Source organism: Viridibacillus sp. FSL E2-0187 (assembly GCF_038006425.1).
In the GTDB taxonomy this organism is placed as follows: Bacteria; Bacillota; Bacilli; order Bacillales_A; family Planococcaceae; genus Viridibacillus; species Viridibacillus arvi.
In genome coordinates, this window is the sequence record NZ_JBBOVG010000001.1 from 2,613,508 (window position 1) to 2,636,535 (window position 23,028).

Genomic DNA, 23,028 nt, shown 5'->3' on the forward strand with positions numbered 1-23,028 from the left:
AATACCTAATACTTATTCACTATACATTGTTTTTAAACCGAACTCTACATGGAATGTTACAACTTAATGTAGAATATTATATTCGCATTAAGTTATCATGTTGTTTCTCAACTTGGAAGTGAAATTGAAAAAAAACTGAAACTTTTCTCATTAAAACACAATCTTACTTGAAAAATGAAAGGAAAATGAAATTTTTCAAGACACATTCTTTGTTAATATAAAAAGCATAAATACAAAAAAGTATTTACACTTGGAGGAAAATGTATTCTTCAAGATATAGTGGAGGAAAAAATGAGATTAGAAAAACAATTAATCAAAAAGATATATTATGAAACATTCCTAATAGAGAATGAAACACATCCACCTCTTCAAATACTTGGAGAAGTTTATTTAAACGAACAAAAAAATGAGATATCTGATGGATCTTATATACGTTTTGCACAAGGTGAATTTTATTATCACCATCAAGATTTTGAATCAGCTATTTTTAAATGGGAGAAAGTTAGTAATGAATTAGCACCATGGGCACAAAAAAATATTGCGGATGCTTACTTCGAACTTAACCAATTATCAGTTGCTGAAAATGTATATACCTCCATTACTACTGATAACAAAATACTTATGACCGAAATTATTCTGCAATTACTGTCTCTTTACATCGAGCAAAATAACATTAATTCAGCTTTCGCAGTTATTAAAGAAGCGGTTTCTTTAAATCCCGATTATCCAAACGTCACAACAATAGCACGTTCCTTTTATGAAGAACAGCAAGATTTTGACAGTGCAGTAGAGCTTGCTGTGAATGAGTTAATTCGAACAGAATCTTTACCCTGGTTTGAGGTTCTAAAAGAATATATCGATAACGGATTTACTAAAAATATTTCACCAGACTATTTTTATCAAGTATTAGTTACGTTAAATAATGTAGATCAAGTACAATTCACGCAAATTGTTTCATCACTTTGGCACAGCTATAAAAATGAACAAAATTACTTATTATGGCTTCAAACAATAAATGAATTTTTCTTACAGATCGAAATACATTCGTCCGATATATGGGACAAAATTTCTTCTCTTTACGAGGAAACGTACTTTGAATTAATTCAAGGTCAATATATGCTAAATCAATTACACGATATCATTCCAAATCTTTTAACAAATTGGTTAAAAGTAGTCAATCCGTCTCATTCGGTATTTCCATCATCAGCAGTATTGGCATGGAATGAAATTTTCCCTTCCAAAATAGATTCAGAACATCTAAAACATGCGGAAAACCTACTGACATATTCTATTAATCATGTGAATGGCTTAGAGTATAGTTTACATCTGTTTGAATCTATTACACAGTGGGCACAAAAAAATGATTTAGAAATGAGTAATCGATTTAGATGGTTAGTTGAGGAGCTTGTAGATTTAAGAACAAATCGCATTTTAGTAACTGGAACTTCAGGAAACGGAAAAGCTTCATTTATTAACTCTATACTTGGAGAAAATATATTAGAAAATTCAACTTCAAATGTAGTTGTCTTTAAAAATGAATCTCATACAGAAATTAATGCTATAACAGATTCAACAATTACAACAACTGAGGATTTCTCTGATTACCAAACCATGATGTCTCTACAACGCCAAACATATGGAGATAGAGCATGTGTTGAATTTAAATTACCATGTAAATTTTTAAATAAAAATAAACTTACATTCGTTGTTACTCCTAGTTTTAATAGAAACAACGACAATCGAGATGAGACATTCGAATATTTAAATTCTGTAGACGAATTATTATTCGTATTGAATGCGGACTCGCCTTTTACTGACAAGGAACGTGACATTCTATTAAGTATTCGAGAACATACACCAAATCTACAAATTCATTTCTTATTAAATAAAATCGACAACATTTACAGTGAAGCTGAAATAAAAAGGGTTTTACATGATACACAAATGAGAATAAACGCATATTTCCCTAATGCGAGCATTTTCCCTTACTCTTCGTTATATACAAATCGTCAACAACTAAACGATTTAACTGAGTTTATTCATTTTAACTTTAACCATAAAAATATCGATACAGAACGAACTAAAAAGCTATTGTTTTTCATTCGAAAAACAATTAAATATCTTTTAGACAAACGCGTCGAGATGGAAAATAGCATAGTAGACTCTATTAAGTGGAATGAAGATATGTTAGTGAAACTAAATGGTTTTATTAATAACCTTACTGCTCTTGAGAAGGAAAAAATTCAATTAATAACAGAATCATATCGTACAATGAAATACGAAATTGCTAATGATCTAACAGAAAATATTCCAAAAATATTGCAGAGTTGTTCTGATTTAATTAGTGAAGAGAGTGATTTCGGGCAAATTGACATCGAACTAAATACAGCGATGAACGAAAGAGTTCAAAAATATCTAGAACAAACTGTGTTACCTAACCTGGCTCGCTCTATGCAAAATTGGATTGCAATTTCAAATAACGAGTTCCTTCAAAGTCAATCGTATTTAGAAGAAATCAGTGAAGGACTTAATTCTTTATGTGGAGAAAATCGAATACAGTTAGAATGTGACTTTAAAGTGCTTGATGACTGGCACAGAGATACTGATAGAATGACAACTAGAATACAAATGGAAGAAGTAAATATTTTGCGCCGATTTACTCCAGCACAATTTTTACTGAAAAGTGCAGGTAAGTTATTTGGAGTTCTTCCTAAAAATAATGCGATGCTGTATAACAAATATAAACAGTATTTAGAAAATGAAGATTATACCGATGTAACAGCTTCTATTATAAACAAATTCTTCTTGCAATTTGAGCTATTTGAAAACGCACAAGAGCGGGATATTAATATGTTCTTTAGAAATCCATATAACGCATTGGAACAAGCTGTAGAAAATATTCATATAGAAATACAAGAAAAACAAGATACACTTCTTATAATGAAATCAAATCCTGAAGTTTATCATGATTCTATAACGCTCTTTGAATTGAGATTACGTCAATGTGAAGTAATCTTAAATATAGGTGATGATAATTCCTATACTGATTTAAGTTTAGAAACAAACATAGAGTAAAAATAATATAACTCCAAAATCAACAATAAAAGTTGATTTTGGAGTTATTTTTTGTTAGCTTCACTTTTTTTCGGTACTCTGCACCTAGATGGTAAATTCGTTGACCTCGGTAAGATTTTATCAATTCCTTCTTTATTTAATGAAGTGTTCAGTTTTAAAATCTGCAATAGCTTGTTTATCCGGAGGACTAATCCTTGAAGGTAATGAATTTAATTTAAAGAATTTCAATTCCTTAACTTCCGATAGATCCTCTTTTAATTCACCACTATATTCATAATTACATCGCTGTAGATATAAACTCTTTATACCTTTTATTCACTTCACTAATTCTTTCATGTGAGCCTTTGCACACAATTTCTCCATCTTCAATGAATAATATATTATCACCCGGTTTTACTTCTTCTAAATTATGAGTTACTTTAATTACTGTCTTATCTTTTGTAAGTGCCTTTATTGACTCTAAGACTAAATTCCTAGATTCTATATCTAGATTAGATGTAGGTTCGTCTAACAAAATTATATCTGGGTTTTTCAAGAATAACCTGGCTATATTTAATCTTTGTTTTTCACCTCCTGATAATTTATCACCACTCTCCCCTATGTTCGTATCAAGTTTATCTTTTTGCTTATCAACAAATTCTTCTAAATTTGCATATCTTAAAGCTTCTCTTATGCTAGCTTTATCAATATGCTCTTCATCAAGACCATACAGCAAATTATCTAAAATAGTACCACTAATTAAGGAGGAACCTTGACTTACTATACCGATGTTTTTTCGAAGTTCATAAGTGTCCAATTCATTAATTCTGATATTGTCTATTGTTATTTCACCACTTACTGGAAAATAGAACTTCTCCAATAGGTTGATTAAAGTTGTTTTTCCTGAGCCTGACGGACCAACAATAGTTAAAGATTCCCCGCGTTTTATATTGAAAGTGATATTACTTAGAATCGGTTTATCTTTGTACCCAAAATTGACTTGATTAAAGGATAATTCGTTTTGGAATTCATATTTAGTATTACCATTATGTTCAATTTCATTATTATTCATTATATTATTCAAGCTCTTAATAGCACCATTTGCTTTATGATACTCTCCAATAAACCCACTAATTGAACTCATTGGGGTCATCATTTGAAATGCATAAATAACGAACGCAATTAATGTACTTATAGATAAAGTTCCTACTGATATTCTATAAGCTCCATACCCCACCACTATTAATAAACCTAGAATAAGTAAAAAGTTCACTAATGGTGCTACCATGGCGAAAATTTTACTTTCATATAAGTTTGCATTATACAGCCTGTCAATACACTTATACATTAATGATTTTTCATGCTTTTCTGCCGTAGAAGCTTTAACCATTTTAATATTTTTAAAAGTCTCTTGAGTTTTTGAAATAAAAACAGAAATTTCCTTTTGTTGAACATCTCCTGTTTTTTCCATTTTTCTCATAAGAGGAAATATGATACCAAATATAAATGGAGAAATTATTAGTATAACAATCGTTAATTTCCAATCCAAGATAATTGTTAATGTTAATCCACCAAGTATCATAATAACACCCGTAACTAATTTAGGGATGTGATACGTTATTAGATCCTTTATAATTTCTGTATCATTAACAATTCTACTGGATAATTCTCCACTATGGTAATCATCAAAAAAATCAACTTTAAAATGGATTAGCTTATTATATACATTTTTTTGTAAATCACGGATTATCATGTTACCAAATTTAGATATTATGTACTGATGTACGGATTCAATTATGGACTTTATTATTAGGAATAAGACCAAACCTCCTACCATCCATAGACTTACCTTATTGACTGAAAATTTATCGATAATATCTTTCACTAAAAGTGGAAATACTAGGGCGGCGGCTGTAAATAGAATTGATACAATTATTATTGTACTTAGAAGTAATTTTTTCCTTTTATCATTAATTGCTAGAAGGAGCACTTTATATGCGTTCATTTATATTCACCTCATTAAATTAAGACAATAAAGTTTGACTGATCAAACTCTATTGTCTTTGTACAGAAATAATTATTTAATAGTCTTAGCAAAGGAACCAGCTTGCGTTGCTGCTTGTTTTACATTGAATACTACCAGATGATTTCGCTTTCAGTTGAACATCTTTAGAAATAGATTCTTTTTGTAAAGATAGCACCTTGTTCATCTAATACACCTCCGGTTTGTTCAAATTTAATGTCTTAAAGCTTAGCAAAGGAACCAGCTTGCGTTGCTGCTTGTTTTACATTGAATACTACCAGACGATTTCGCTTTCAGTTGAACATCTTTAGAAATAGATTCTTTTTGTAAAGATAGCACCTTGTTCATCTAATACACCTCCGGTTTGTTCAAATTTAATGTCTTAAAGCTTAGCAAAGGAACCAGCTTGCGTTGCTGCTTGTTTTACATTGAATACTACCAGATGATTTCGCTTTCAGTTGAACATCTTTAGAAATAGATTCTTTTTGTAAAGATAGCACCTTGTTCATCTAATACACCTCCGGTTTGTTCAAATTTAATGTTTTAAAGCTTAGCAAAGGAACCAGCTTGCGTTGCTGCTTGTTTTACATTGAATACTACCAGACGATTTCGCTTTCAGTTGAACATCTTTAGAAATAGATTCTTTTTGTAAAGATAGCACCTTGTTCATCTAATACACCTCCGGTTTGTTCAAATTTAATGTTTTAAAGCTTAGCAAAGGAACCAGCTTGCGTTGCTGCTTGTTTTACATTGAATACTACCTGACGATTTCGCTTTCAGTTGAACATCTTTAGAAATAGATTCTTTTTGTAAAGATAGCACCTTATTCATCTAATACACCTCCGGTTTGTTCAAATTTAATGTTTTAAAGCTTAGCAAAAGAACCAGCTTGCATTGCTACTTGTTTTACATTGAACACTTTGAGCTGATTTCGCTTTCAGTTGAACATCTTTAGAGATAGATTCTTTTTGTAATGATAGCACCTTATTCATCTAATACACCTCCGGTTTGTTCAAATTTAATGTTTTAAAGCTTAGCAAAAGAACCAGCTTGCATTGCTACTTGTTTTACATTGAACACTTTGAGCTGATTTCGCTTTCAGTTGAACATCTTTAGAGATAGATTCTTTTTGTAAAGATAGCACCTTATTCATCTAATACACCTCCAGTTTGTTCAAATTTAATGTTTTAAAGCTTAGCAAAAGAACCAGCTAGTATTACTCGATGGGGAACACCCCAGACTTACGCTTGACTTTACTGGGTCCGGTTTACCTACTTTATTCATTTTCTGTAATGCTAGAACAGATTTCATTTTATCACCTCCCTTCTATATAAGGTCATTTCCTTACGATCCTCACCTATATTAATAATTTCAAAAACAAATCTGATGCTTTTCTTTGGACTATAGTACTCGCAAATTTCAGTATCCTTACGGTTAAAAGGACACCTTACACATGAGAGGGCAATTCTGTCGTACTTTGTAAACTTTCTTCTTTAAAACTTGAGGAACTAAATACTTTTTCTAAATTGAGTATAGGAATCCACGAGTGATTTTTACTTTCTAAAATATCATTTACTGTTAACAATAAACCTGAAGAACCAGACATGATATCACCAGAAAGTCTAAAACAAGAATCACCAGGAACAAATATACAATCATCATCCTCGAATAAGTGCAAATTTAGCGTGAATAATGCCGAGCTAACTAAACTATTTTTTTGGGTATATAACTCTAATAGATTTGCAACAGCTAAAATACCCGTAGTTCCTTGGAATAATCCAGCATTGTAAAAGCATTTGCTTTTTGATATTTTACTAATACCATCAATTTCTTTATTCCATTTCTTCATTTTTGCATTTAGCTCTAATTCAACAATAGGTAAAGACAAACCACTGCTTCCACCAGCAAGATACGGTAATATCCTAAACTCATCATCAATTTGATACAAGCCAGTGTCATCGAACATTCCTAGTTTTAGGTCCTTTTCCAATGCCTGTTCCGATAATAATAGCCATTTATTATCTCTTGTTTTTTTATACAGTGCAGTAAAATACAAGGAAACCCCAGCCCAACTGGTCATGATTCCTTTATCAACAACATCGTAATCAAAAGTAATAATTGGTGCATCAGAATTTAATTTATCTATTAATAAGTCTCCGATATAAAGACAAATATCTAAGTATTTAGGATCGTCGACTTCGTAACTAAATCCCAAATGTGCGAATCCGATACCACTTAAACCTGTCGCAAAAGAAATATCTTCAATGTGTTTAAAATCAATAAATGAGTCGAATAGAGTCTTTGCTTTCTCATGATAACCAAGCTCCCATAAAACTGATGCTATGCCCATTTTACCTGTGAATAAACCATTTTCTAAATGAAGGAGTTTATTGATATCTTGATTTTCAATCCAATCCTTTACTATTTGATTTATCCCTCCGGTTCTATGTAATGCCATGGCAATACCAAAACCACCAGTTAACACATTTATCATTCCTGTTTCCATTTCATATTGCCGAATATCTCCAGGCAAAAGTCTATCTTCATTTTTAATGTCTTTTAAAATTGAATTGCGTAGTTTTATTTTCATTACTGATAGGTCAAATTCTTGTTTCATGTGTCCATTTGTAGTCAGTAACTCTTCCATAGGACGTGATTGGTGAATTTTACACAATGATTCAATACGTTCAATTATTGTATTTGCCTTTTCTCCATATACAACTTGAACCCAATCACTATGAATAGTGTCCATATTCCAAGAAATATCTTGAACACAGCCAATTGGTACAAATAGCTGTTTAGCTATCCTTAGTAATGCAAACCAATCACTTTGTTCTTTATTCATTTCTTGATTCCCTATGAAACCGGGGGTCATTAATCCAGAAAGAGACTCCTTTGTTGAACCTGCTGTTTCAAAATCAATTAATCTCACTTGCTCTTCTTTGGTGATTATGACATTTGCAGGTTGTAAGTCGCCCATACCAATATTATTTCTGTGGATTTCGTCTATAGCTTCAATTAGTTGATTAAGGATATTCACACATGATTCCGTATAAGACTCATTTTTTAAATCAGAACTAAAAGGATAGTTCCTAACTAGCCATTCAGATAGAGAATCACCTTCGATATACTCTTCTTCTATAAAATAGTGTTCCCAAGCACGGAAAGAACTTATTTTTTTTACTGGGTATTTTGCCTTTTCTAATTTATCGAGTATCTCACTTTCATTAACAATCCTAGAGAATGCATCACGCCCTTGAGCGTCTACTGCAGTATGAGGTCTTCCTTCTTTTAGAATGACTTTCATATTACTACTTTTATTTTCACTGATATAAACGCCACCTCCATTACTAAAATGTAAAGCCTCATTTATATCAAAATTATCCAGAGGAGATGAAGTATCGAACTGATCCAATGCTTCATCCATTTTTCTAATTTCTAGTGGCTCTTCTACAAAATCAGGTAGGTAATAATAAGGAACCCTTTTATCTTCAATAAGTTCTCCTTCTAAATTTTCTATAGCTTCAACTTTTTCCCCATCTATATATATAGACCTGGACATGAAGGCACCATATCTAAAATATATATTGGAGTTATACCATCTTTTATCATTTAATATATAAGGGCCAGGTTTTAAATGAGCCAAATTAGTCTCTAATAAACTCAATAAGTCGATGAATTGATCAGTATTTTCGGGATATATAGTTATAAACTTCCCTGAAGAACCTCTATCTCCATATTTAGAATCCTTCAGCATTAGCTCCCTATTACTTTTAACAAATTTAAAAGATATGTTTCTTTCTATCATTAACTTGGAAACAATGTCTAAAGTTTTTTGCGATTCTTCTCTATCCGTACTAACATGAATTTTCCATCCTTGATTAGGGAGTTTTGCACTTTTTGCCATTATGTTTGTCCAATGCTCACCATCAATTAATACATAATTATCAAGGGGATAGTCTATATTTAATAACCCTTGACTAACTTCACTAGCAACACTATAGTAAAGGTTTTTATTTATGTACTTTATATATCTATTATCCATTAGAATACCCCCATATAAGCACAAATTAACTAAGTTGATTTGTGCTTATGTATTTTAATTATTATTTAGGACTAACACAGAAGAAAAGGCTTAGACTACTTTGTGTTTTACAATTAACGCTAACATTTGAACCAATTGGCTCATCGCCACTCGTATATGCTTTTAAACTTTGCAAAGATAAAACAGCAGATCTAGACATAGATAACACCCCCTTTCAATTTTATAATTATTTATAGTTTGTAAATATTTACATTTTCAAAGTCCTTACCTTTTTTATTTGCTTGCAGATATAAATTTTCTATATGTTCTCCCCAATAGGGTCCCCAAACTATATTTTTAACACTATTAAACGATAAACTAGTGTTTGAAAATTGAAAATATTCATGGTCCATTTCCGTTATCCAAGGGCTCCCCGAACTACCCACTCCCAATTTGCCATTTAATCCTAACAATGTTGAATTGTTTATATGATCTTCAAAAGTGATATTTCTAATTATTTCAATTTCCTTATTTCCAAGGAATTTTTTCTTAATAGAAGGTACTATTGTATTCTGTTTTTTTGATACGTTATTAAATAATGGTTTAATTATATTGTCCATTTCTAAAGGCGGTTTCCTTAAAGTTAAAAAAGCGGTATCATAATCTACTATGCCATTATTAACCCACTCACTACTAATGTAGATTTCTTCAATTTCATATTCTTTATTATCATTAGTTATAAAGGTTACTTCATTTGCATATAATTGCTTATACCAATCAAAGACACAATGTGCAGCAGTACAAACTAATGGATAGCTCAAACCCTCAATTAATGAAGCGTTGCTTATAAACTTGGTTTTATTTTGTTTTATTTTCAATAATCCTGTGTTCATTGCTGTTTTTTTATTAATTTCCTTCATAGGTAATTTAATCATTATTCCTCATTCCTTCGACAGGTAATTGGTATAAATAAACAATACTACCAAAAAACGAACGGTTCAATATTTTGTTTGTAAAGTAATGTCTTATGTATAATATATCTCTATGCATAGTACTATGTTTGGCAATAATGGCCGAAAATGCTTAAAAGGATAAGAATCGATTATATTTATTAAGATTGACTCTTAAAAAGTGGCTGTTAAGTAGTCCCAATAAAAAAAGTTCCAAAGAAAAACGTATTGTTTTTCTTTGGAACTTTTATTGTTTTTCTATATTTCCAGTAAATTGTGGGCCATTGTTGTTTCCTGTGGTCCATTAAATAGTCAAAAAAACATAATTTTACACTTCATATGGTAAATCTAGTAGGGGTAGTGTTAAAAAATCACCTATAATAGTAATTGTTAATAGTAAAATAATGAATAATAAAAATTTTTTCATGGGATAAAACTCTCCTTTATAAATAATAGAATAGGGTGAAAAAATGAAAGATAATCAATTCGGGAAAGAGATTACTCGTCTAAGAAAACTATCAAATCTAACACAAAAAGAATTATGTGAGAGCATATGTACACAACCAACGATAAGTATGATTGAAAAAGGAGAAATAATCCCTGGCGTAGAAATACTTGATGCTCTTTCTTCAAAATTAAAAGTACAAACCACTTACTTAATTGACATATTAATTACAGACGATTATGCATATACTCGTAAGTTCATGTATGAAATTGAAGAACTCACATTAAAACAAAAGTTTAATACTGTTTATAAAGTTACACGTAATGAGTTAGAAAAATCTCCCGAAGATCCTTGGTTTCAGATCTTTTTAAAATGGCAATATTATCTAAGTGCTTTTCATGTTAAAAAAATGGAACTTAATGAAGCTATAGCAAATATAAAGACTCTTTTAACTACTGTTCCATCAAAAATACTAAATGTAAATTACCTAATCGATCGGATACATAACACGATAGCCTTTTTATACGCTACGAAAGGCGACCATACTAATGCTTTGTTTTATTACAATAAAATTAACATAAATAGCACTTTACCGGATTCACCTAGATTAGATCCTAAGATTTATCATTTAAGAGTTATTTATAATAAAACAAAAACACTTTATGATATGAGGAACTATCAAGAAGCTATACTTTCTTGTAAAAACGGTATAGATAAATCTATTGAACATGAAAATATGTCGCTTATAGGAAATTTTTATTATTACCTTGGACAGTGCTACGAACAACAAAATATAGAGATGGAACAAGTGAAAATTTGCTATAAAAATGCACTATTCTTTTTTAAATTATTAAATAGACACTTATATACACAAATAATTCAAACTGAAAAATCTTACTTTTTGACTTAGAAGAATACATCCAAATCATATAAGTTATATATAAAATTATACATCTTTACCATTTTATTGTAACCTTATATAAGTATTCTAATATTTTTCTACAATATGAAAAACTAGGTGAATTAACTCTACATTTATTCAAGATATACGATTAACTAAACAGGTTTTGTATGACGTATATTTAAAACTATTATTTGTAATATAAAAATACGATTTTATATAACCTTTTCAAATTAAAAATAGTGATAAATAAGTGTTAATTATAAAATACGTTTAATTTTTATTGTTGTATTTGTATTTTGTGAGAATAGGACAACCATAAGGTTATAAATATCGTAAATGATAAAAGGCCGTCCTAAAATGGATGGCCTTTTTTATTAAATTTTTTTATTCATCTTTTCTCATTCTGATCTTTACCAAATCAACCATTTCTAATTACTTATAGATCTTTTATGACTCAATACCCCATTTTGAAAGTTTGAGAGGATTTGTTGTAACAATCTCGTAAGAATATTAGCCATTCTGTAGCATTGAACTAATCGGTCACAATCATTAATACTAAAGGCTGCCCTCAAAAACCAGTTTTGAGGGCAGCCTTTTTCAGCTTCTATCTTATAGAGCTCAATGAATTACTGTGTCATTTTTCTTATTGTTGTCGTCCAAATGCTTTAGTATCAATATTTTTCTTATCAAGGAATTCTTCTATTTTTTTCTGTTCTCTTCCATTCACTACATCACGCTTATCAATTAATGATCTAATGTTGTTTACTTTTGGAAGCCCTTCTTTATTTACGTCATCTAGCATTTCACCTACTTCATAAAGAGTCTCATTTAACGCTGTAATGTACTGGCTAATTCTTTCAGACTCTACTTGATAACCTGCAGGCAATGTATTTTTTAAAATATAGTTAGAAAAATTCTTATCATTTTCTTTCGTAAGCTTGTTAATTTTGTCGAATTTCTCTAATTCATTTTTATTAAATTCCTTATCTTCATATATAATCTCTTGAAATGGTTCGCTAGCAATAGATAATTCTTCATAGCTATCTAGATATGTTTTTATGCTTAGTTTTATTTCATCTTCGCCTATTATACTATCTTGTTTTTCAGAGGTGAAAATGATACTAGGAATCACTACGTCCTGAGTAGTAAGAAGCATTTCATCTTCTGTAACATCAATATATTTATCCTGCGAACACGCGCTTAGTATCAAAAGAATTAGAAAGCTATAAAAAAGCCTTCTCATAATAATTGCCTCCCCTTTGCAATTGACGTGTTCCATCTCAAGTATTTAATAAATAGTCTAACAAAAGATTTCCCTATATAATAACCTAGGAATGCTAAAAAAGAGCCTATAATAAAACCTTTTACGGACTCGAAAACTTCTCCAAATCCAATTGTACTAAATCCATTAACAAATCCCATAACAATTAAAATCAGTGGAGATAGAATCATGATAGGTACACCAATGATATAAGCTAATATAAATGGTGAGAGTATTAGTAGCACAAATAAACTCATAATAATAATAATAGAATTCATGACACCTAATCCCATAATTGACAACAGTGCTGTAAACATACTTCTAATGCTCTTATTCTCTTCAACCTTCTTAATAGAATAAACTGCGTTTAATTCTTTAGCAATCTCTACAGGATTTCCCAATTCTTTTGAGATTTCCTCTTCACTTTTATTGTCATGTTTTCCCTCAGCAAAGTGCATAATATATTCATCTATTATATCTTTTTTTTCTTTTTCAGACATAAACTTCAAACTATTTTTGAGTAATTTCAAAAAATTATTCCTGTTCAAGTTTATCATTCTCCTCGATAAAGCGATTAATAATTAGGAAAAACTCTTTCCATTCAAACTTCAACGTTTCAAGTTTATCCATTCCATCCTTTGTAATTTTGTAGTATTTTCTAAATGGCCCTTCTGTTGATTCTTGATGATAAGTAGTTAGATGTTTTTCTTTTACCAATCTTCCTAATATAGGATAAACAGTGCCTTCAGATATGGTAATTTTACTAGATATTTTTTTTACTAGTGCATAGCCGTATTCATCCTCTTTGTTTATTATCAATAAGACTATTAATTCGAGTACACCTTTTTTAAACTGAGCGTTCATAATTTATCACCAACATTTGAATGACTTAAGTTAGTATAGATGTATGGACACATTAAAGTTAAGTCCCTTTCCTAGAAATTAAGAGAGGACGTGTCCGTAATGAAACAAAAACGTTACAACAAAGAATTTAAAGAAACAATTGTAGAACTTTATCGCACCGGTACACTCATCTATCAACTTGCCAGTGAATATGGTGTCACTGAAGTAAGTAACTATCTATAAATGAATTAAAGTACATTCTCCAATTGAAGTTGAAGAATCACTTACACCAGCTGATATATCAGCCACACAGAAAGAATACTTACGCTTAAAACAAGAGGTAGAAATTTTAAAAAAGGCTATGACCATATTCGTGAAAAAGTGACGGATCAAGAAATTATCGAACATATTAATGAAGAGGCACACTATCCTGTTCAATTGCTGTGTCGCGTTTAAAATTGCCTAAAAGTACACATTACCAGGTTGTACAGAAAAAAAATTCATACTTATCAACTCCGAAGAATCCCCCCCTGACTTTTATAATTTATATATAAAACTATACACTTTTTACATTTTATTGAAACGGAATATAAGGATTCTAATATTTTTCTACAATATGAAAAACTAGGTGAATTAACTCTACATTTATTCAAGACATACGATTAACTAAACAGGTTTTGTATGAATGTGCTGTGGTGACGTGGACGCATCTTATGTAATATTGCCTGCTTGGATTTGCTTAGGTGAAACACCAAAAATAGCCTATTCTATAAAATATTTTACATTTTATCCATCCCTTTTCTTGGTGCACTGAAGACTGGATCATCTTCCAATGTTGTCCAAAAGCTGTCACCAAGTACACCAACTATTCATTCAGTCAAAATAGTTCTACTTACATTAGCTCTGAAATCTTTTTAAGCGTACATGAATAGGTAAACTAAAAGTTATTTGTTTTTGAGAGCTTTTCACAAGCAACAATTTTTACTTTTCCCAAGAACTATATCCACTATTTACCTACTAGAAATATCTAATCAAATCTACAAAAATAACAAAAAAATGATTATGATAATCTATCTTTATTGCAATGTCCAAAGTGGCTGCGTTAATATCAAGATTCTTGCATTCATTTCACCAGAGCATATTTTCTCCCCTTAAAACAAAAAAGCCCTGATGACCGCTTAGTTAAACACTAAGCTAATAGTCAACAGGATTTTCCTGTACTAATTATTTTGCTAATCGTAGAATAGAATCTAATATTGGTATTCAGAAAAATAAAATCTAACCAAAGATTTTACTAGAGTATGTATTTCTTCTATTTTCAAGACTTAATTCCTGTTCCAATAGTTCCTCCTCATTTTTTAATAATAGGGATAACTTCTTATCTCTTCTACATTATCTATTTCTATCTTCTAATAATGCATATAATCCTGCATCAGTAATAAATTCTGTTACGGAAGTTAAATCTATACTTTTAACATTTTCCACATGTAAATGAAAACTAGTAGTAACATTAACATAGTTACTACAAGCGATACCCATAGCGGTGGTTTTTTATCTTCCATGTTATAATCTCCTTACAGCAAGCTGGTGCCCACTATCTTCCTCAAATCCATAATGTATCCCAATTTTATCACTCCTATATTTTCATTTACTTATCATTTTTCTTTATCAAGAATCAATGTTTTCTCAATCTTCTATACTTCAAAAACTGTATTAACCACTTAAATGCTATTAAAAATAGCAACCATATTGGTACAACGCGAAAAATCATTATGCCTATCGACCAGGCTGAGTAAAATACAAATTCAAATCCATTCATACTTAGCAAATTTGTATAATTAATGGCTTTTAAAGGATTCAGTATAAACGGATTAGGGTCAATTGTCTGGTTCACAAAAATAATCGAGAAAAACAGTATTAACATTAAAGTAGCGTAGTAGCTTGATAACTTTGCATATATATTATTGAATGATTCCTTATCAGATGAGATTTTTTCATTCTTGTCTTTTACCTTGATCCAATAATGAAACGAATTCCCTTTCTTACCATCAATATGCTTCCATCCAACCTCTTCAAACTGACTTTTATAACTTTCAAAATCATGCTCTGACTTTATTCTTTGGAAGTCTAATCGTATGATTTTCATACTATTTTGCATTTCAACAAAATGATAAACACCAAACATATTCTTTGCGATTAGTGTATATCCCTTTTGTAAATTGTCATTCAACCAACTTTCCTCTCTTTCAAAATCTATAAACCATCGATATTTTCTCACCATTTCACCTTTTCTACTAAAGTTAAGATTAGCTCTTATTAATATTTTGATATTTAATCAAGATCACTAATAACAACTTGATTACACTTTTATCTTACCTTTTTCTTTTTTTCATCTAGCATTAATATTTCTTAGCATAATAAACCATTGTTAAAAATACCGATGATATATATACCGTCATCATTATTGAGAGTAGATTGTATGCTTCTATATGTAAGTTACTAATTGGGTTAAAAACTATCATTAATAATAAAACTACCGCTATAAGTATGAAATAATTAACATAGATGGATCGCTCTCTTATTTTTTGTGCTCGTTCATCTTTTGCTGTATGGTGCGGCACTAAGTAGGATAAGCAGAAACACATAATACAAATAGCAATTAGCATTAACGAAGATGGAAATTTATTTACACTTATTGAAACTCCATTCATAAATATAGCTAGAACACCAAAAATACAACCCAAAATGATGTAGCCCATTTTTGTTTGTTTCATTCGTCTTCACCCCTTTCCAATTTGAGCTCAAAGTCTATTAGGGTTCTCAATTGTCAATGAATATACATCGCCACATTTTGCACAACATGAGATGAACATCCCAGTACCAAAAGACATTAATTTACCTACTTTTTTCACTTTATCGTAATTACTATTTCCGATTTTCCCTGTCTTCGTTTCTGTATGGCCACATTTCATACAAATAAAATTTTCATTAGACATAACAAACTCTCCCTTAAAAATATTTATCTACCATTTTAATAAGAATTAGTTGAAACATAACATATATTACCACAATATCCATAACAGACTTGTAAAGCAAGCTTTACATATAATTTTTAGTTAGTCATATTCACTTCTGTTGTGGAAATAAAAAACATCAAATACAATTAATATCCATCTTATTAAAGATATTAAGCCTATTTACACACTTATAATAATCTATAACATTATACGAATATTTTAAGTTGAAGTCTCATTACTTATAATGAACTACAGCCCAACTGTTATGTACTTCTTAACAATTGGGCTGTAGTATTTTTATTATTAAACATTGTATTATTCAAACTTTTTTACATGAATACCATTTAACTGCATTTTCATAAAGAATACGATTAGCGTTTTTTGTATCAAATTTCTCAAGTATTACATGAATATCTTTAATATCAAATGGACGTTTTGCACGCGTTGAAGGTAAATCAGTTCCGAACATCAACGCATCATGATTTACTTCATGAATAGCTTTCATCGCTTTGACCACATCTAACTCAACTCTTCCAAAACCAGTCGCTTTTACATGTACACCACTTTCTACAAGGTCTAGTAAAATCGGTAACCCTTCCTCTGATAAACCTAAGTGATCTATTGAAATCGCTGGTAATTTACGAATAACTTCTTTAATCTCTATCAAATCTTTAGCATCGATATATATTTCACTGTGCCAGCCGACTAAATCATATACTCGTCTTGCAAAATAATCTAGCTGAGATAGGTCCTCAGAACCTCCACGTTTGATATTAAAGCGAAGAGCTCTGACACCATGGTCATTTAATTGAAGGATATTTTGATCCGTTGTATTAAATGGCAACTGTGTAACTCCATAAAAAGAAGGGCCCAGCTCCTTAAGAGCATTGATTAAATAACCTTGATCATATCCTTGAAATGAACCTGAAACAATGGCACCACCAATAATTTCGAATTCCTTTGTGGCATGTTGATAGTCTTCCACTAAGAATGATGGTGGTATATATCCTTGATTTTCTTGAATTGGAAAATCAAAATCGATAATGTGCAAATGTGCATCAAATATTTTCATTCCCTCTCCCCTTTATTATTATTGTAAAGAAGGAGAGGAATAAATTAAATTTATAAAAAACTAATGTTACTCATCGGTTTTTCTTATGACATTTGAATAAATTGTAATTAGTCAACCAAGATCATATTCATTATTCAAAGATTTATTTTCAATGACATTCTTTATTTTAGAAATAAAATCATCAAGCTGAACTTCCAATGAATTCTCCTGACCATATTGTCTTAAGTTAACAGATTGATTTTCCACCTCATTATCCCCGACAATAAGAATAAATGGAATTTTCTTCATTTGAGCCTCACGTATTTTATATCCTAATTTCTCTTCTCGTTTATCAAGTTGAACTCTAATACCCTCTTGTTTTAAGCGTCTAGTAACTTCTTCAACATACTCTTTATGAATTGAATTTGATACGGGAATCACTTGAACTTGAATAGGTGATAGCCAAATAGGAAATGCACCACCAAAGTGTTCAATCAATATTCCAAGGAAACGATCAATTGATCCAAAAACCGCACGGTGTATCACGACTGGTCTTACCTTCTGATTTTGTTCATCTATATATGTTAAGTCAAACTTCTCTGGTAGTTGAAAATCAAGTTGAACTGTTGCACATTGATGGCTACGTTTAATCGCATCTTTTATATGGATATCAATCTTAGGCCCATAAAATGCACCGTCTCCCTCATTGATTTTGTATGGATAACCATGGTTTTTTAATACTCTTTCAAGAGATGCTTCTGCCTGATCCCATAATTGCACACTTCCCATAAAATCTTCTGGACGTGTTGATAATTCAATGTCATATTCAAAACCAAATGTTTTGTATACATGATCAATTAAACGTAAGGCTAGTAAAATTTCATTTTCAATTTGATCAGGTCTGACAAAAATATGTGCATCATCTTGGCAAAATGTGCGAACACGTAATAAACCATTTAATGCTCCACTAAATTCATGTCGATGCACTTGACCAAATTCAGCCATTCGAATCGGAAGCTCACGATATGACCGACGTTTATCTTTGAAAATTAGCATATGACCTGGGCAATTCATTGGTTTCAATGCAAATTCTTGATTATCTACTTCTGTGAAATACATATTTTCTTTGTAATGATCCCAGTGTCCGGATTGCTCCCATAATCTTTTATTCATCATAAAGGGTGTGCGTACTTCTTGATAATCATATTGATGCTGAAGCTTACGTAAAAACACTTCTAATTCATTTCGAATAATTTGCCCATTTGCAAGGTAAAATGGCATACCTGGTGCTTCTTCTGAGAACATAAATAACTCTAATTCATTCCCTAGTTTACGATGATTTCTTTTTTGCGCTTCCTCTACAAAATGAAAATATTCTTCCATCTCTTCTTTTGTAGCAAACGCTACACCATATATACGTTGTAGTACTTTATTGTTACTATCCCCTCGCCAATATGCCCCTGAAATATGTGTTAATTTAAATGCTTTAATAAATCGAGTTGCTGGCAAATGTGGACCTCGACACAAATCTACAAATTCTCCTTGGCGATATACTGTTACTATTTCATCTTGAGGAATGTCTTCTAGTAGCTCTAGCTTTAATGGATCTTTTTGAAATAGCTTTTTCGCCTCTTCACGTGACAATTCAACACGTACAATCTCTATATTTTCAGCGATTATTTTAGCCATTTCTTTCTCTATTTTCGATAAATCCTGGACAGTTATTGTACTGTCCATATCAATATCATAATAAAAACCATTGTCAATCACTGGTCCTACACCTAAGTTCACATCACCATATAATCGTCTTATTGCTTGAGCCAATACATGAGCTGAAGTATGTCTCATAATCTCTATACCAGCTGACGATGCAATATCATATAACTCCACTTCTGCATCCTGAGTAATACTACGATTCAAATCAAATCGTATGCCATTGACTTCTCCCGCCACCGATTTCTTTTTTAGACTAGAACTGATAGAACTAGCAATTTCACCTAATGATACTCCCTGCATATACTGCTTTTGATGTCCATCTGGAAACTTAATCAAAACTTCCTTTTGACTCATAACACTTCACTCCTATTTTTTTTATAAAATAAAAACACGCACACATCCCTATAGAAAGGGACGAGTGCGTGTCATATACCCGTGGTTCCACCCAAATTCCCATCTCATAACTGAATAAGTTACATATTGATGGCTTTGTGTAAGCTTTATCGTTGCTTCTACGGTACTGATTACTCTTATTTCACCAATACTGCTCCAAGGTGGTAAATAATTCATCTGCATTAGGAAGTTTTCAGCCTTGTCTTCCCTCTCTGTAAAGCGATTAGAATTACTCGTGTCCTTATCATTGCATTCTATATTTAATTTTAAAAACAAAAAACACACTCATCCCTCATGAAGGGACGAGTGTGTATAATACCCGTGGTTCCACCCAAATTTCCATCTCATAACTGAATAAACTACCTATTGATGGCTTTGTGTAAGCTTTATCGTTGCTTCTACGGTATTGATTACTCTTATTTCACCAATACTGCTCCAAGGTGGTAAATAATTCATCTGCATTAGGAAGTTTTCAGCCTTGTCTTCCCTCTCTGTAAAGCGATTAGAATTACTCGTGTCCTTATCATTGCATTCTATATTTAATTTTAAAAACAAAAAACACACTCATCCCTCATGAAGGGACGAGTGTGTATAATACCCGTGGTTCCACCCAAATTTCCATCTCATAACTGAATAAGCTACCTATTGATGGCTTTGTGTAAGCTTTATCGTTGCTTCTACGGTATTGATTACTCTTATTTCACCAATACTGCTCCAAGGTGGTAAATAATATCATCTGCATTAGGAAGTTTTCAGCCTTGCCTTCCCTCTCTGTAAACCGTTATGAACTACTCATATCCTTGTCATTGCATTCATTATTATGATTTTTACCACTATATAAGATTTTTTTCCATTAGTCAATAAAAAGATTTTTTTACGACATTAGCATTAAAATCAAAAAGTTACTCAATCAAATAGTGGTAGTTCTTCTAAGAAAATAATATCCTTACGTTTAGCTGCATCACCTTCAGCTAAGATAGCTGCTTTTGCTACCACATTTCCTCCAGCTAATTCAACAAGTTCTTCTAATGCTCTTAAAGACTCCCCGGTACTGATCACATCATCAATAATCGCAACGCGTTTTCCTTTAATCGCTTGAGCATCTTTTTGATCAAAGCACAATGTTTGTTTTGCTTGTGTTGTAATCGAATGTACTTCATTCATCAATGGATTTTGCATATATGGTTTAACAGTTTTTCTTGCAACATAATATGCTGTTAACCCTAATTGGTTAGTAACTTCATAAGCTAACGGGATACCTTTTGCTTCAGCTGTTACAATTACATCCACCTCAGGAAGTTTGTCCACTAATAATGGTGTAGCTTCTCTTAAAAGTTCGGCATCCCCTAAAATAACAAAGCTAGCAATACTTAAATTTTCTGTTAATCGAATGATTGGTAAATCTCTTTTTAGACCTGCTACTTGTAGAGTGTATGTATTCGTCAATTTAATAGCTCCTTATATTAAAAAATAGATAATAAAAATTCAATAATCAATCCTGAAAGCATACCTAAAAACGGATCAGATATCGCTGTTACAACCATTGTCATACCACCCACAATAGCAGAATCACCACCACCAGCAAATGCAGCTGTCGCATTACCTGGTAATGTAACAATTGCACCGAGTACGAATAAAAAACCAGCAATTGTTGAGCTCGGAATAAAGCGACCAATTTTCGGTAGTAAACCACTTAATAAAATGACACCCATCATAACCATCATCAAAACACCCGCAAACACCGCATGTGGCGCGCTTGCTGTTGCAGAAATAACTACTTCAACCGGTGCCCCACCGAATAAAGCAGAGACCATATCAGCAACGCTACTAATAACTGTTAAATGATCGACATTAACCTCTTGATTTGCTAATGCTCCATTAATTTTACCAAATGCGATATTGGCGCCAATGTTTAATGTAACCATCGCAAGTGCACCACGAATAACAGACGCATTAAGCGTTAGTTTTTGTAGTACGAATTTTTCTTTCACTGGTTCTTGTGTTGTCTTCTCTTGTTGTGTGAAATGACCAACAATACTTGAAATAATAACGGAGAAAAGAATTGTATAAACTAGATCTTTTGTAACCATATATGTAATGATTGCAACAATAAAAGAAGAAACCCCCACTGCTTTATGATTTTTTGTCATATCAAGGGATACTTTTACGAGCATGATGCCAACACCAGCCATCATACCATTTGTTATAACTGGTCCGATAAAATCAACAATCTTTTCTAGAAAACCAAATAATCCTATAAGAGTCATTAATGCTGCCCCGAAGAAAATCATCGATAAACGCTCGCGCATATTTTTCCCCATAGTTCCAGCTACAGTAATCGTTTCTGCCTGATAAGATATTACTGGAATCGAGCCTGTAGCCGAGTTACCAATTGCTCCAATAAAGAATGCCAAGGCAGTTGGTACAGATGCAAAACCAAATGATAATGCTAGTAATCCTTGCGGTAAGCCGTTTAGCAATACACCTAATGCTGCTAGAATGTCTTTCAAAAAATCCACTTTTTTCACCTTTTCCGATAAAAATTTCCAACAAAAAAGGTATTCAGTAAGCATTCCGCTTACTAAATACCTGCCCAGACGTACGACGAATTTCTATATGCTCCCTCATGGTTATCCATGCTACGCCAGTTACATATAGATTGGAATATATATTATCTTATCGCTAATACACGAATAATACAATATGTTTTATTATAAAATAAATGTAATAAACTTTTAATCACGAACATTAATCGTAAAACACACGTTAAATAAAACAAAACACGAACTTTATCATCCGTTCATCCGTAATATGGATATTCACCATATTTTTCATTAGAACTAATCATTCAATCCATTATCCTCTAAGTAACCCTCTTTACTACCATACACTTTGACAATATGTTCCTCGCCCCAATTACAAAGTGAAGTCAGTATAGGTTCTAAACTCTTACCGTAATCGCTTAGCTCATATTCTACTTTTGGTGGTAGTTCATGATATAGAATACGGTTAATGACACCATCATTTTCTAATTCACGTAATTGCTGAGTTAACATTTTTTGCGAAATATTTGGCATCAGTCGTCTCAATTCGCTTGTACGTTTTTTTCCATGAGTGAGATGACATAAAATTACACATTTCCATTTTCCCCCGATAACTTCCAGTGTTGCTTCTACCGATATATTGTATTTTTTCTTCGTTTCCATCATTAATTACCTCTTTCTATTTATGAGAACGTTCGTTTGTAGATACTAAAAGGTTCCTATATAACAAAAAAGTACGTACTTCCCATTCTGTTTTACATGCTCCATAATAACATTTGTTCCGGAACATTTGGCAAGTAATTG

Annotated in this window: 26 protein-coding genes, 1 riboswitch and 2 other annotated features; of the genes, 3 read left to right on the top strand and 23 right to left on the bottom strand. The window is 31.5% G+C overall.

The genetic code is table 11. The features are described 5' to 3' along the window. The first annotated feature begins 291 nt into the window (after positions 1-291). Positions 292-3,075, top strand: coding sequence for a dynamin family protein (locus MHH85_RS12815; protein WP_340707378.1), 2,784 nt, complete (start codon positions 292-294; stop codon positions 3,073-3,075). Positions 3,076-3,352: 277 nt separating this feature from the next. Here the strand turns inward: MHH85_RS12815 and MHH85_RS12820 are convergent, their stop codons facing one another. The 12 genes from MHH85_RS12820 to MHH85_RS12870 all read right to left on the bottom strand — a co-directional run bounded on the left by MHH85_RS12820 (position 3,353) and on the right by MHH85_RS12870 (position 10,036). Then, the gene (locus MHH85_RS12820) at positions 3,353-5,059 is read right to left on the bottom strand and encodes an ABC transporter ATP-binding protein (protein ID WP_340707379.1); all 1,707 of its coding nucleotides are present in this window, start codon (positions 5,057-5,059) and stop codon (positions 3,353-3,355) included. Between the two features lie 85 nt (positions 5,060-5,144). Continuing rightward, positions 5,145-5,264, bottom strand: a complete 120-nt coding sequence (locus MHH85_RS12825) for a class III lanthipeptide (protein ID WP_340707380.1) — start codon at positions 5,262-5,264, stop codon at positions 5,145-5,147. Between the two features lie 41 nt (positions 5,265-5,305). After that, complete coding sequence (locus tag MHH85_RS12830; protein WP_340707380.1) at positions 5,306-5,425, bottom strand: class III lanthipeptide; 120 nt, start codon at positions 5,423-5,425, stop codon at positions 5,306-5,308. A gap of 41 nt (positions 5,426-5,466) precedes the next feature. After that, positions 5,467-5,586: a class III lanthipeptide gene (locus MHH85_RS12835; RefSeq protein WP_340707380.1), complete on the bottom strand. Its 120-nt coding sequence runs from the start codon at positions 5,584-5,586 to the stop codon at positions 5,467-5,469. A 41-nt stretch (positions 5,587-5,627) separates the two neighbouring features. Next, positions 5,628-5,747 (bottom strand): class III lanthipeptide, encoded by a 120-nt coding sequence (locus MHH85_RS12840; RefSeq protein WP_340707380.1) that lies wholly within the window; start codon positions 5,745-5,747, stop codon positions 5,628-5,630. A gap of 41 nt (positions 5,748-5,788) precedes the next feature. Beyond that, positions 5,789-5,908, bottom strand: a complete 120-nt coding sequence (locus MHH85_RS12845; protein WP_340707380.1) for a class III lanthipeptide — start codon at positions 5,906-5,908, stop codon at positions 5,789-5,791. Positions 5,909-5,949: 41 nt separating this feature from the next. Further along, positions 5,950-6,069, bottom strand: a complete 120-nt coding sequence (locus MHH85_RS12850; protein ID WP_340707381.1) for a class III lanthipeptide — start codon at positions 6,067-6,069, stop codon at positions 5,950-5,952. A gap of 41 nt (positions 6,070-6,110) precedes the next feature. Further along, entirely contained in the window at positions 6,111-6,230 is a 120-nt protein-coding gene (locus MHH85_RS12855) for a class III lanthipeptide (protein WP_340707381.1), read from the bottom strand. Positions 6,231-6,271: 41 nt separating this feature from the next. Further along, on the bottom strand, positions 6,272-6,388 hold the full coding sequence (locus tag MHH85_RS22290) for a class III lanthipeptide (protein ID WP_368540147.1): 117 nt from the start codon (positions 6,386-6,388) through the stop codon (positions 6,272-6,274). 136 nt (positions 6,389-6,524) lie between these two features. Continuing rightward, positions 6,525-9,122, bottom strand: coding sequence for a class III lanthionine synthetase LanKC (gene lanKC / locus MHH85_RS12860; protein ID WP_340707382.1), 2,598 nt, complete (start codon positions 9,120-9,122; stop codon positions 6,525-6,527). A 61-nt stretch (positions 9,123-9,183) separates the two neighbouring features. Next, entirely contained in the window at positions 9,184-9,321 is a 138-nt protein-coding gene (locus MHH85_RS12865) for a class III lanthipeptide (protein ID WP_340707383.1), read from the bottom strand. A 31-nt stretch (positions 9,322-9,352) separates the two neighbouring features. Beyond that, positions 9,353-10,036: a trypsin-like serine peptidase gene (locus MHH85_RS12870; protein ID WP_340707384.1), complete on the bottom strand. Its 684-nt coding sequence runs from the start codon at positions 10,034-10,036 to the stop codon at positions 9,353-9,355. A gap of 485 nt (positions 10,037-10,521) precedes the next feature. Here MHH85_RS12870 and MHH85_RS12875 point away from each other — a divergent pair, with 485 nt between their 5' ends. Beyond that, a complete protein-coding gene (locus MHH85_RS12875) occupies positions 10,522-11,406 on the top strand; it encodes a helix-turn-helix domain-containing protein (RefSeq protein WP_340707385.1) in 885 nt (294 codons plus the stop codon). A 637-nt stretch (positions 11,407-12,043) separates the two neighbouring features. Here MHH85_RS12875 and MHH85_RS12880 read toward each other — a convergent pair. From MHH85_RS12880 to MHH85_RS12890, 3 genes are read right to left on the bottom strand one after another with little or no spacing between them, the layout of a single operon-like run. Continuing rightward, positions 12,044-12,643 (bottom strand): NDxxF motif lipoprotein, encoded by a 600-nt coding sequence (locus MHH85_RS12880; protein WP_340707386.1) that lies wholly within the window; start codon positions 12,641-12,643, stop codon positions 12,044-12,046. Next, positions 12,640-13,218 carry an HAAS signaling domain-containing protein gene (locus MHH85_RS12885; protein WP_340707387.1) on the bottom strand — a complete coding sequence of 193 codons (579 nt, stop codon included), beginning with the start codon at positions 13,216-13,218 and terminating at the stop codon, positions 12,640-12,642. The genes MHH85_RS12880 and MHH85_RS12885 overlap by 4 nt, the downstream gene beginning before the upstream one ends. Beyond that, complete coding sequence (locus MHH85_RS12890; RefSeq protein ID WP_340707388.1) at positions 13,196-13,525, bottom strand: PadR family transcriptional regulator; 330 nt, start codon at positions 13,523-13,525, stop codon at positions 13,196-13,198. Before MHH85_RS12890 ends, MHH85_RS12885 begins: the two co-directional genes overlap by 23 nt. A 99-nt stretch (positions 13,526-13,624) precedes the next feature. On the opposite strand from MHH85_RS12890, the gene MHH85_RS12895 reads away from it, so the two are divergent. Next, positions 13,625-13,747 (top strand): transposase, encoded by a 123-nt coding sequence (locus MHH85_RS12895; RefSeq protein WP_340707389.1) that lies wholly within the window; start codon positions 13,625-13,627, stop codon positions 13,745-13,747. Between the two features lie 1,432 nt (positions 13,748-15,179). Here the strand turns inward: MHH85_RS12895 and MHH85_RS12900 are convergent. The 8 genes from MHH85_RS12900 to MHH85_RS12935 form a co-directional block, all read right to left on the bottom strand. Then, positions 15,180-15,785 carry a DUF2812 domain-containing protein gene (locus tag MHH85_RS12900; protein ID WP_340707390.1) on the bottom strand — a complete coding sequence of 202 codons (606 nt, stop codon included), beginning with the start codon at positions 15,783-15,785 and terminating at the stop codon, positions 15,180-15,182. Between the two features lie 118 nt (positions 15,786-15,903). Further along, positions 15,904-16,278, bottom strand: a complete 375-nt coding sequence (locus MHH85_RS12905; RefSeq protein WP_340707391.1) for a DUF2178 domain-containing protein — start codon at positions 16,276-16,278, stop codon at positions 15,904-15,906. A gap of 27 nt (positions 16,279-16,305) precedes the next feature. Continuing rightward, complete coding sequence (locus MHH85_RS12910; protein ID WP_340707392.1) at positions 16,306-16,500, bottom strand: hypothetical protein; 195 nt, start codon at positions 16,498-16,500, stop codon at positions 16,306-16,308. Positions 16,501-16,840: 340 nt separating this feature from the next. Beyond that, positions 16,841-17,593 carry an amidohydrolase family protein gene (locus MHH85_RS12915; RefSeq protein ID WP_340707393.1) on the bottom strand — a complete coding sequence of 251 codons (753 nt, stop codon included), beginning with the start codon at positions 17,591-17,593 and terminating at the stop codon, positions 16,841-16,843. A 111-nt stretch (positions 17,594-17,704) separates the two neighbouring features. After that, entirely contained in the window at positions 17,705-19,642 is a 1,938-nt protein-coding gene (thrS, locus tag MHH85_RS12920) for a threonine--tRNA ligase (protein ID WP_340707394.1), read from the bottom strand. A gap of 334 nt (positions 19,643-19,976) precedes the next feature. Further along, positions 19,977-20,217, bottom strand: a binding site (T-box leader). Positions 20,218-20,255: 38 nt separating this feature from the next. Next, positions 20,256-20,497 (bottom strand) — a binding site (T-box leader). A gap of 90 nt (positions 20,498-20,587) precedes the next feature. Next, entirely contained in the window at positions 20,588-21,127 is a 540-nt protein-coding gene (locus MHH85_RS12925) for a phosphoribosyltransferase family protein (protein WP_193739071.1), read from the bottom strand. Positions 21,128-21,144: 17 nt separating this feature from the next. Then, positions 21,145-22,200, bottom strand: a complete 1,056-nt coding sequence (locus MHH85_RS12930; protein WP_340707395.1) for a solute carrier family 23 protein — start codon at positions 22,198-22,200, stop codon at positions 21,145-21,147. Positions 22,201-22,265: 65 nt separating this feature from the next. Further along, positions 22,266-22,343, bottom strand: a riboswitch (ZMP/ZTP riboswitch). Between the two features lie 178 nt (positions 22,344-22,521). Then, positions 22,522-22,887 (bottom strand): winged helix-turn-helix transcriptional regulator, encoded by a 366-nt coding sequence (locus tag MHH85_RS12935; protein ID WP_053418264.1) that lies wholly within the window; start codon positions 22,885-22,887, stop codon positions 22,522-22,524. Positions 22,888-23,028: the final 141 nt, after the last annotated feature.

Excerpts from the sequence above, each read along its gene's own strand:
- MHH85_RS12815 (WP_340707378.1), top strand. The coding sequence starts at position 292 with ATGAGATTAGAAAAACAATTAATCAAAAAGATATATTATGAAACATTC.
- MHH85_RS12820 (WP_340707379.1), bottom strand. The coding sequence starts at position 5,059 with ATGAACGCATATAAAGTGCTCCTTCTAGCAATTAATGATAAAAGGAAA.
- MHH85_RS12825 (WP_340707380.1), bottom strand. The coding sequence starts at position 5,264 with ATGAACAAGGTGCTATCTTTACAAAAAGAATCTATTTCTAAAGATGTT.
- MHH85_RS12830 (WP_340707380.1), bottom strand. The coding sequence starts at position 5,425 with ATGAACAAGGTGCTATCTTTACAAAAAGAATCTATTTCTAAAGATGTT.
- MHH85_RS12835 (WP_340707380.1), bottom strand. The coding sequence starts at position 5,586 with ATGAACAAGGTGCTATCTTTACAAAAAGAATCTATTTCTAAAGATGTT.
- MHH85_RS12840 (WP_340707380.1), bottom strand. The coding sequence starts at position 5,747 with ATGAACAAGGTGCTATCTTTACAAAAAGAATCTATTTCTAAAGATGTT.
- MHH85_RS12845 (WP_340707380.1), bottom strand. The coding sequence starts at position 5,908 with ATGAATAAGGTGCTATCTTTACAAAAAGAATCTATTTCTAAAGATGTT.
- MHH85_RS12850 (WP_340707381.1), bottom strand. The coding sequence starts at position 6,069 with ATGAATAAGGTGCTATCATTACAAAAAGAATCTATCTCTAAAGATGTT.
- MHH85_RS12855 (WP_340707381.1), bottom strand. The coding sequence starts at position 6,230 with ATGAATAAGGTGCTATCTTTACAAAAAGAATCTATCTCTAAAGATGTT.
- MHH85_RS22290 (WP_368540147.1), bottom strand. The coding sequence starts at position 6,388 with ATGAAATCTGTTCTAGCATTACAGAAAATGAATAAAGTAGGTAAACCG.
- lanKC (WP_340707382.1), bottom strand. The coding sequence starts at position 9,122 with ATGGATAATAGATATATAAAGTACATAAATAAAAACCTTTACTATAGT.
- MHH85_RS12865 (WP_340707383.1), bottom strand. The coding sequence starts at position 9,321 with ATGTCTAGATCTGCTGTTTTATCTTTGCAAAGTTTAAAAGCATATACG.
- MHH85_RS12870 (WP_340707384.1), bottom strand. The coding sequence starts at position 10,036 with ATGATTAAATTACCTATGAAGGAAATTAATAAAAAAACAGCAATGAAC.
- MHH85_RS12875 (WP_340707385.1), top strand. The coding sequence starts at position 10,522 with ATGAAAGATAATCAATTCGGGAAAGAGATTACTCGTCTAAGAAAACTA.
- MHH85_RS12880 (WP_340707386.1), bottom strand. The coding sequence starts at position 12,643 with ATGAGAAGGCTTTTTTATAGCTTTCTAATTCTTTTGATACTAAGCGCG.
- MHH85_RS12885 (WP_340707387.1), bottom strand. The coding sequence starts at position 13,218 with ATGATAAACTTGAACAGGAATAATTTTTTGAAATTACTCAAAAATAGT.
- MHH85_RS12890 (WP_340707388.1), bottom strand. The coding sequence starts at position 13,525 with ATGAACGCTCAGTTTAAAAAAGGTGTACTCGAATTAATAGTCTTATTG.
- MHH85_RS12895 (WP_340707389.1), top strand. The coding sequence starts at position 13,625 with ATGAAACAAAAACGTTACAACAAAGAATTTAAAGAAACAATTGTAGAA.
- MHH85_RS12900 (WP_340707390.1), bottom strand. The coding sequence starts at position 15,785 with ATGGTGAGAAAATATCGATGGTTTATAGATTTTGAAAGAGAGGAAAGT.
- MHH85_RS12905 (WP_340707391.1), bottom strand. The coding sequence starts at position 16,278 with ATGAAACAAACAAAAATGGGCTACATCATTTTGGGTTGTATTTTTGGT.
- MHH85_RS12910 (WP_340707392.1), bottom strand. The coding sequence starts at position 16,500 with ATGTCTAATGAAAATTTTATTTGTATGAAATGTGGCCATACAGAAACG.
- MHH85_RS12915 (WP_340707393.1), bottom strand. The coding sequence starts at position 17,593 with ATGAAAATATTTGATGCACATTTGCACATTATCGATTTTGATTTTCCA.
- thrS (WP_340707394.1), bottom strand. The coding sequence starts at position 19,642 with ATGAGTCAAAAGGAAGTTTTGATTAAGTTTCCAGATGGACATCAAAAG.
- MHH85_RS12935 (WP_053418264.1), bottom strand. The coding sequence starts at position 22,887 with ATGGAAACGAAGAAAAAATACAATATATCGGTAGAAGCAACACTGGAA.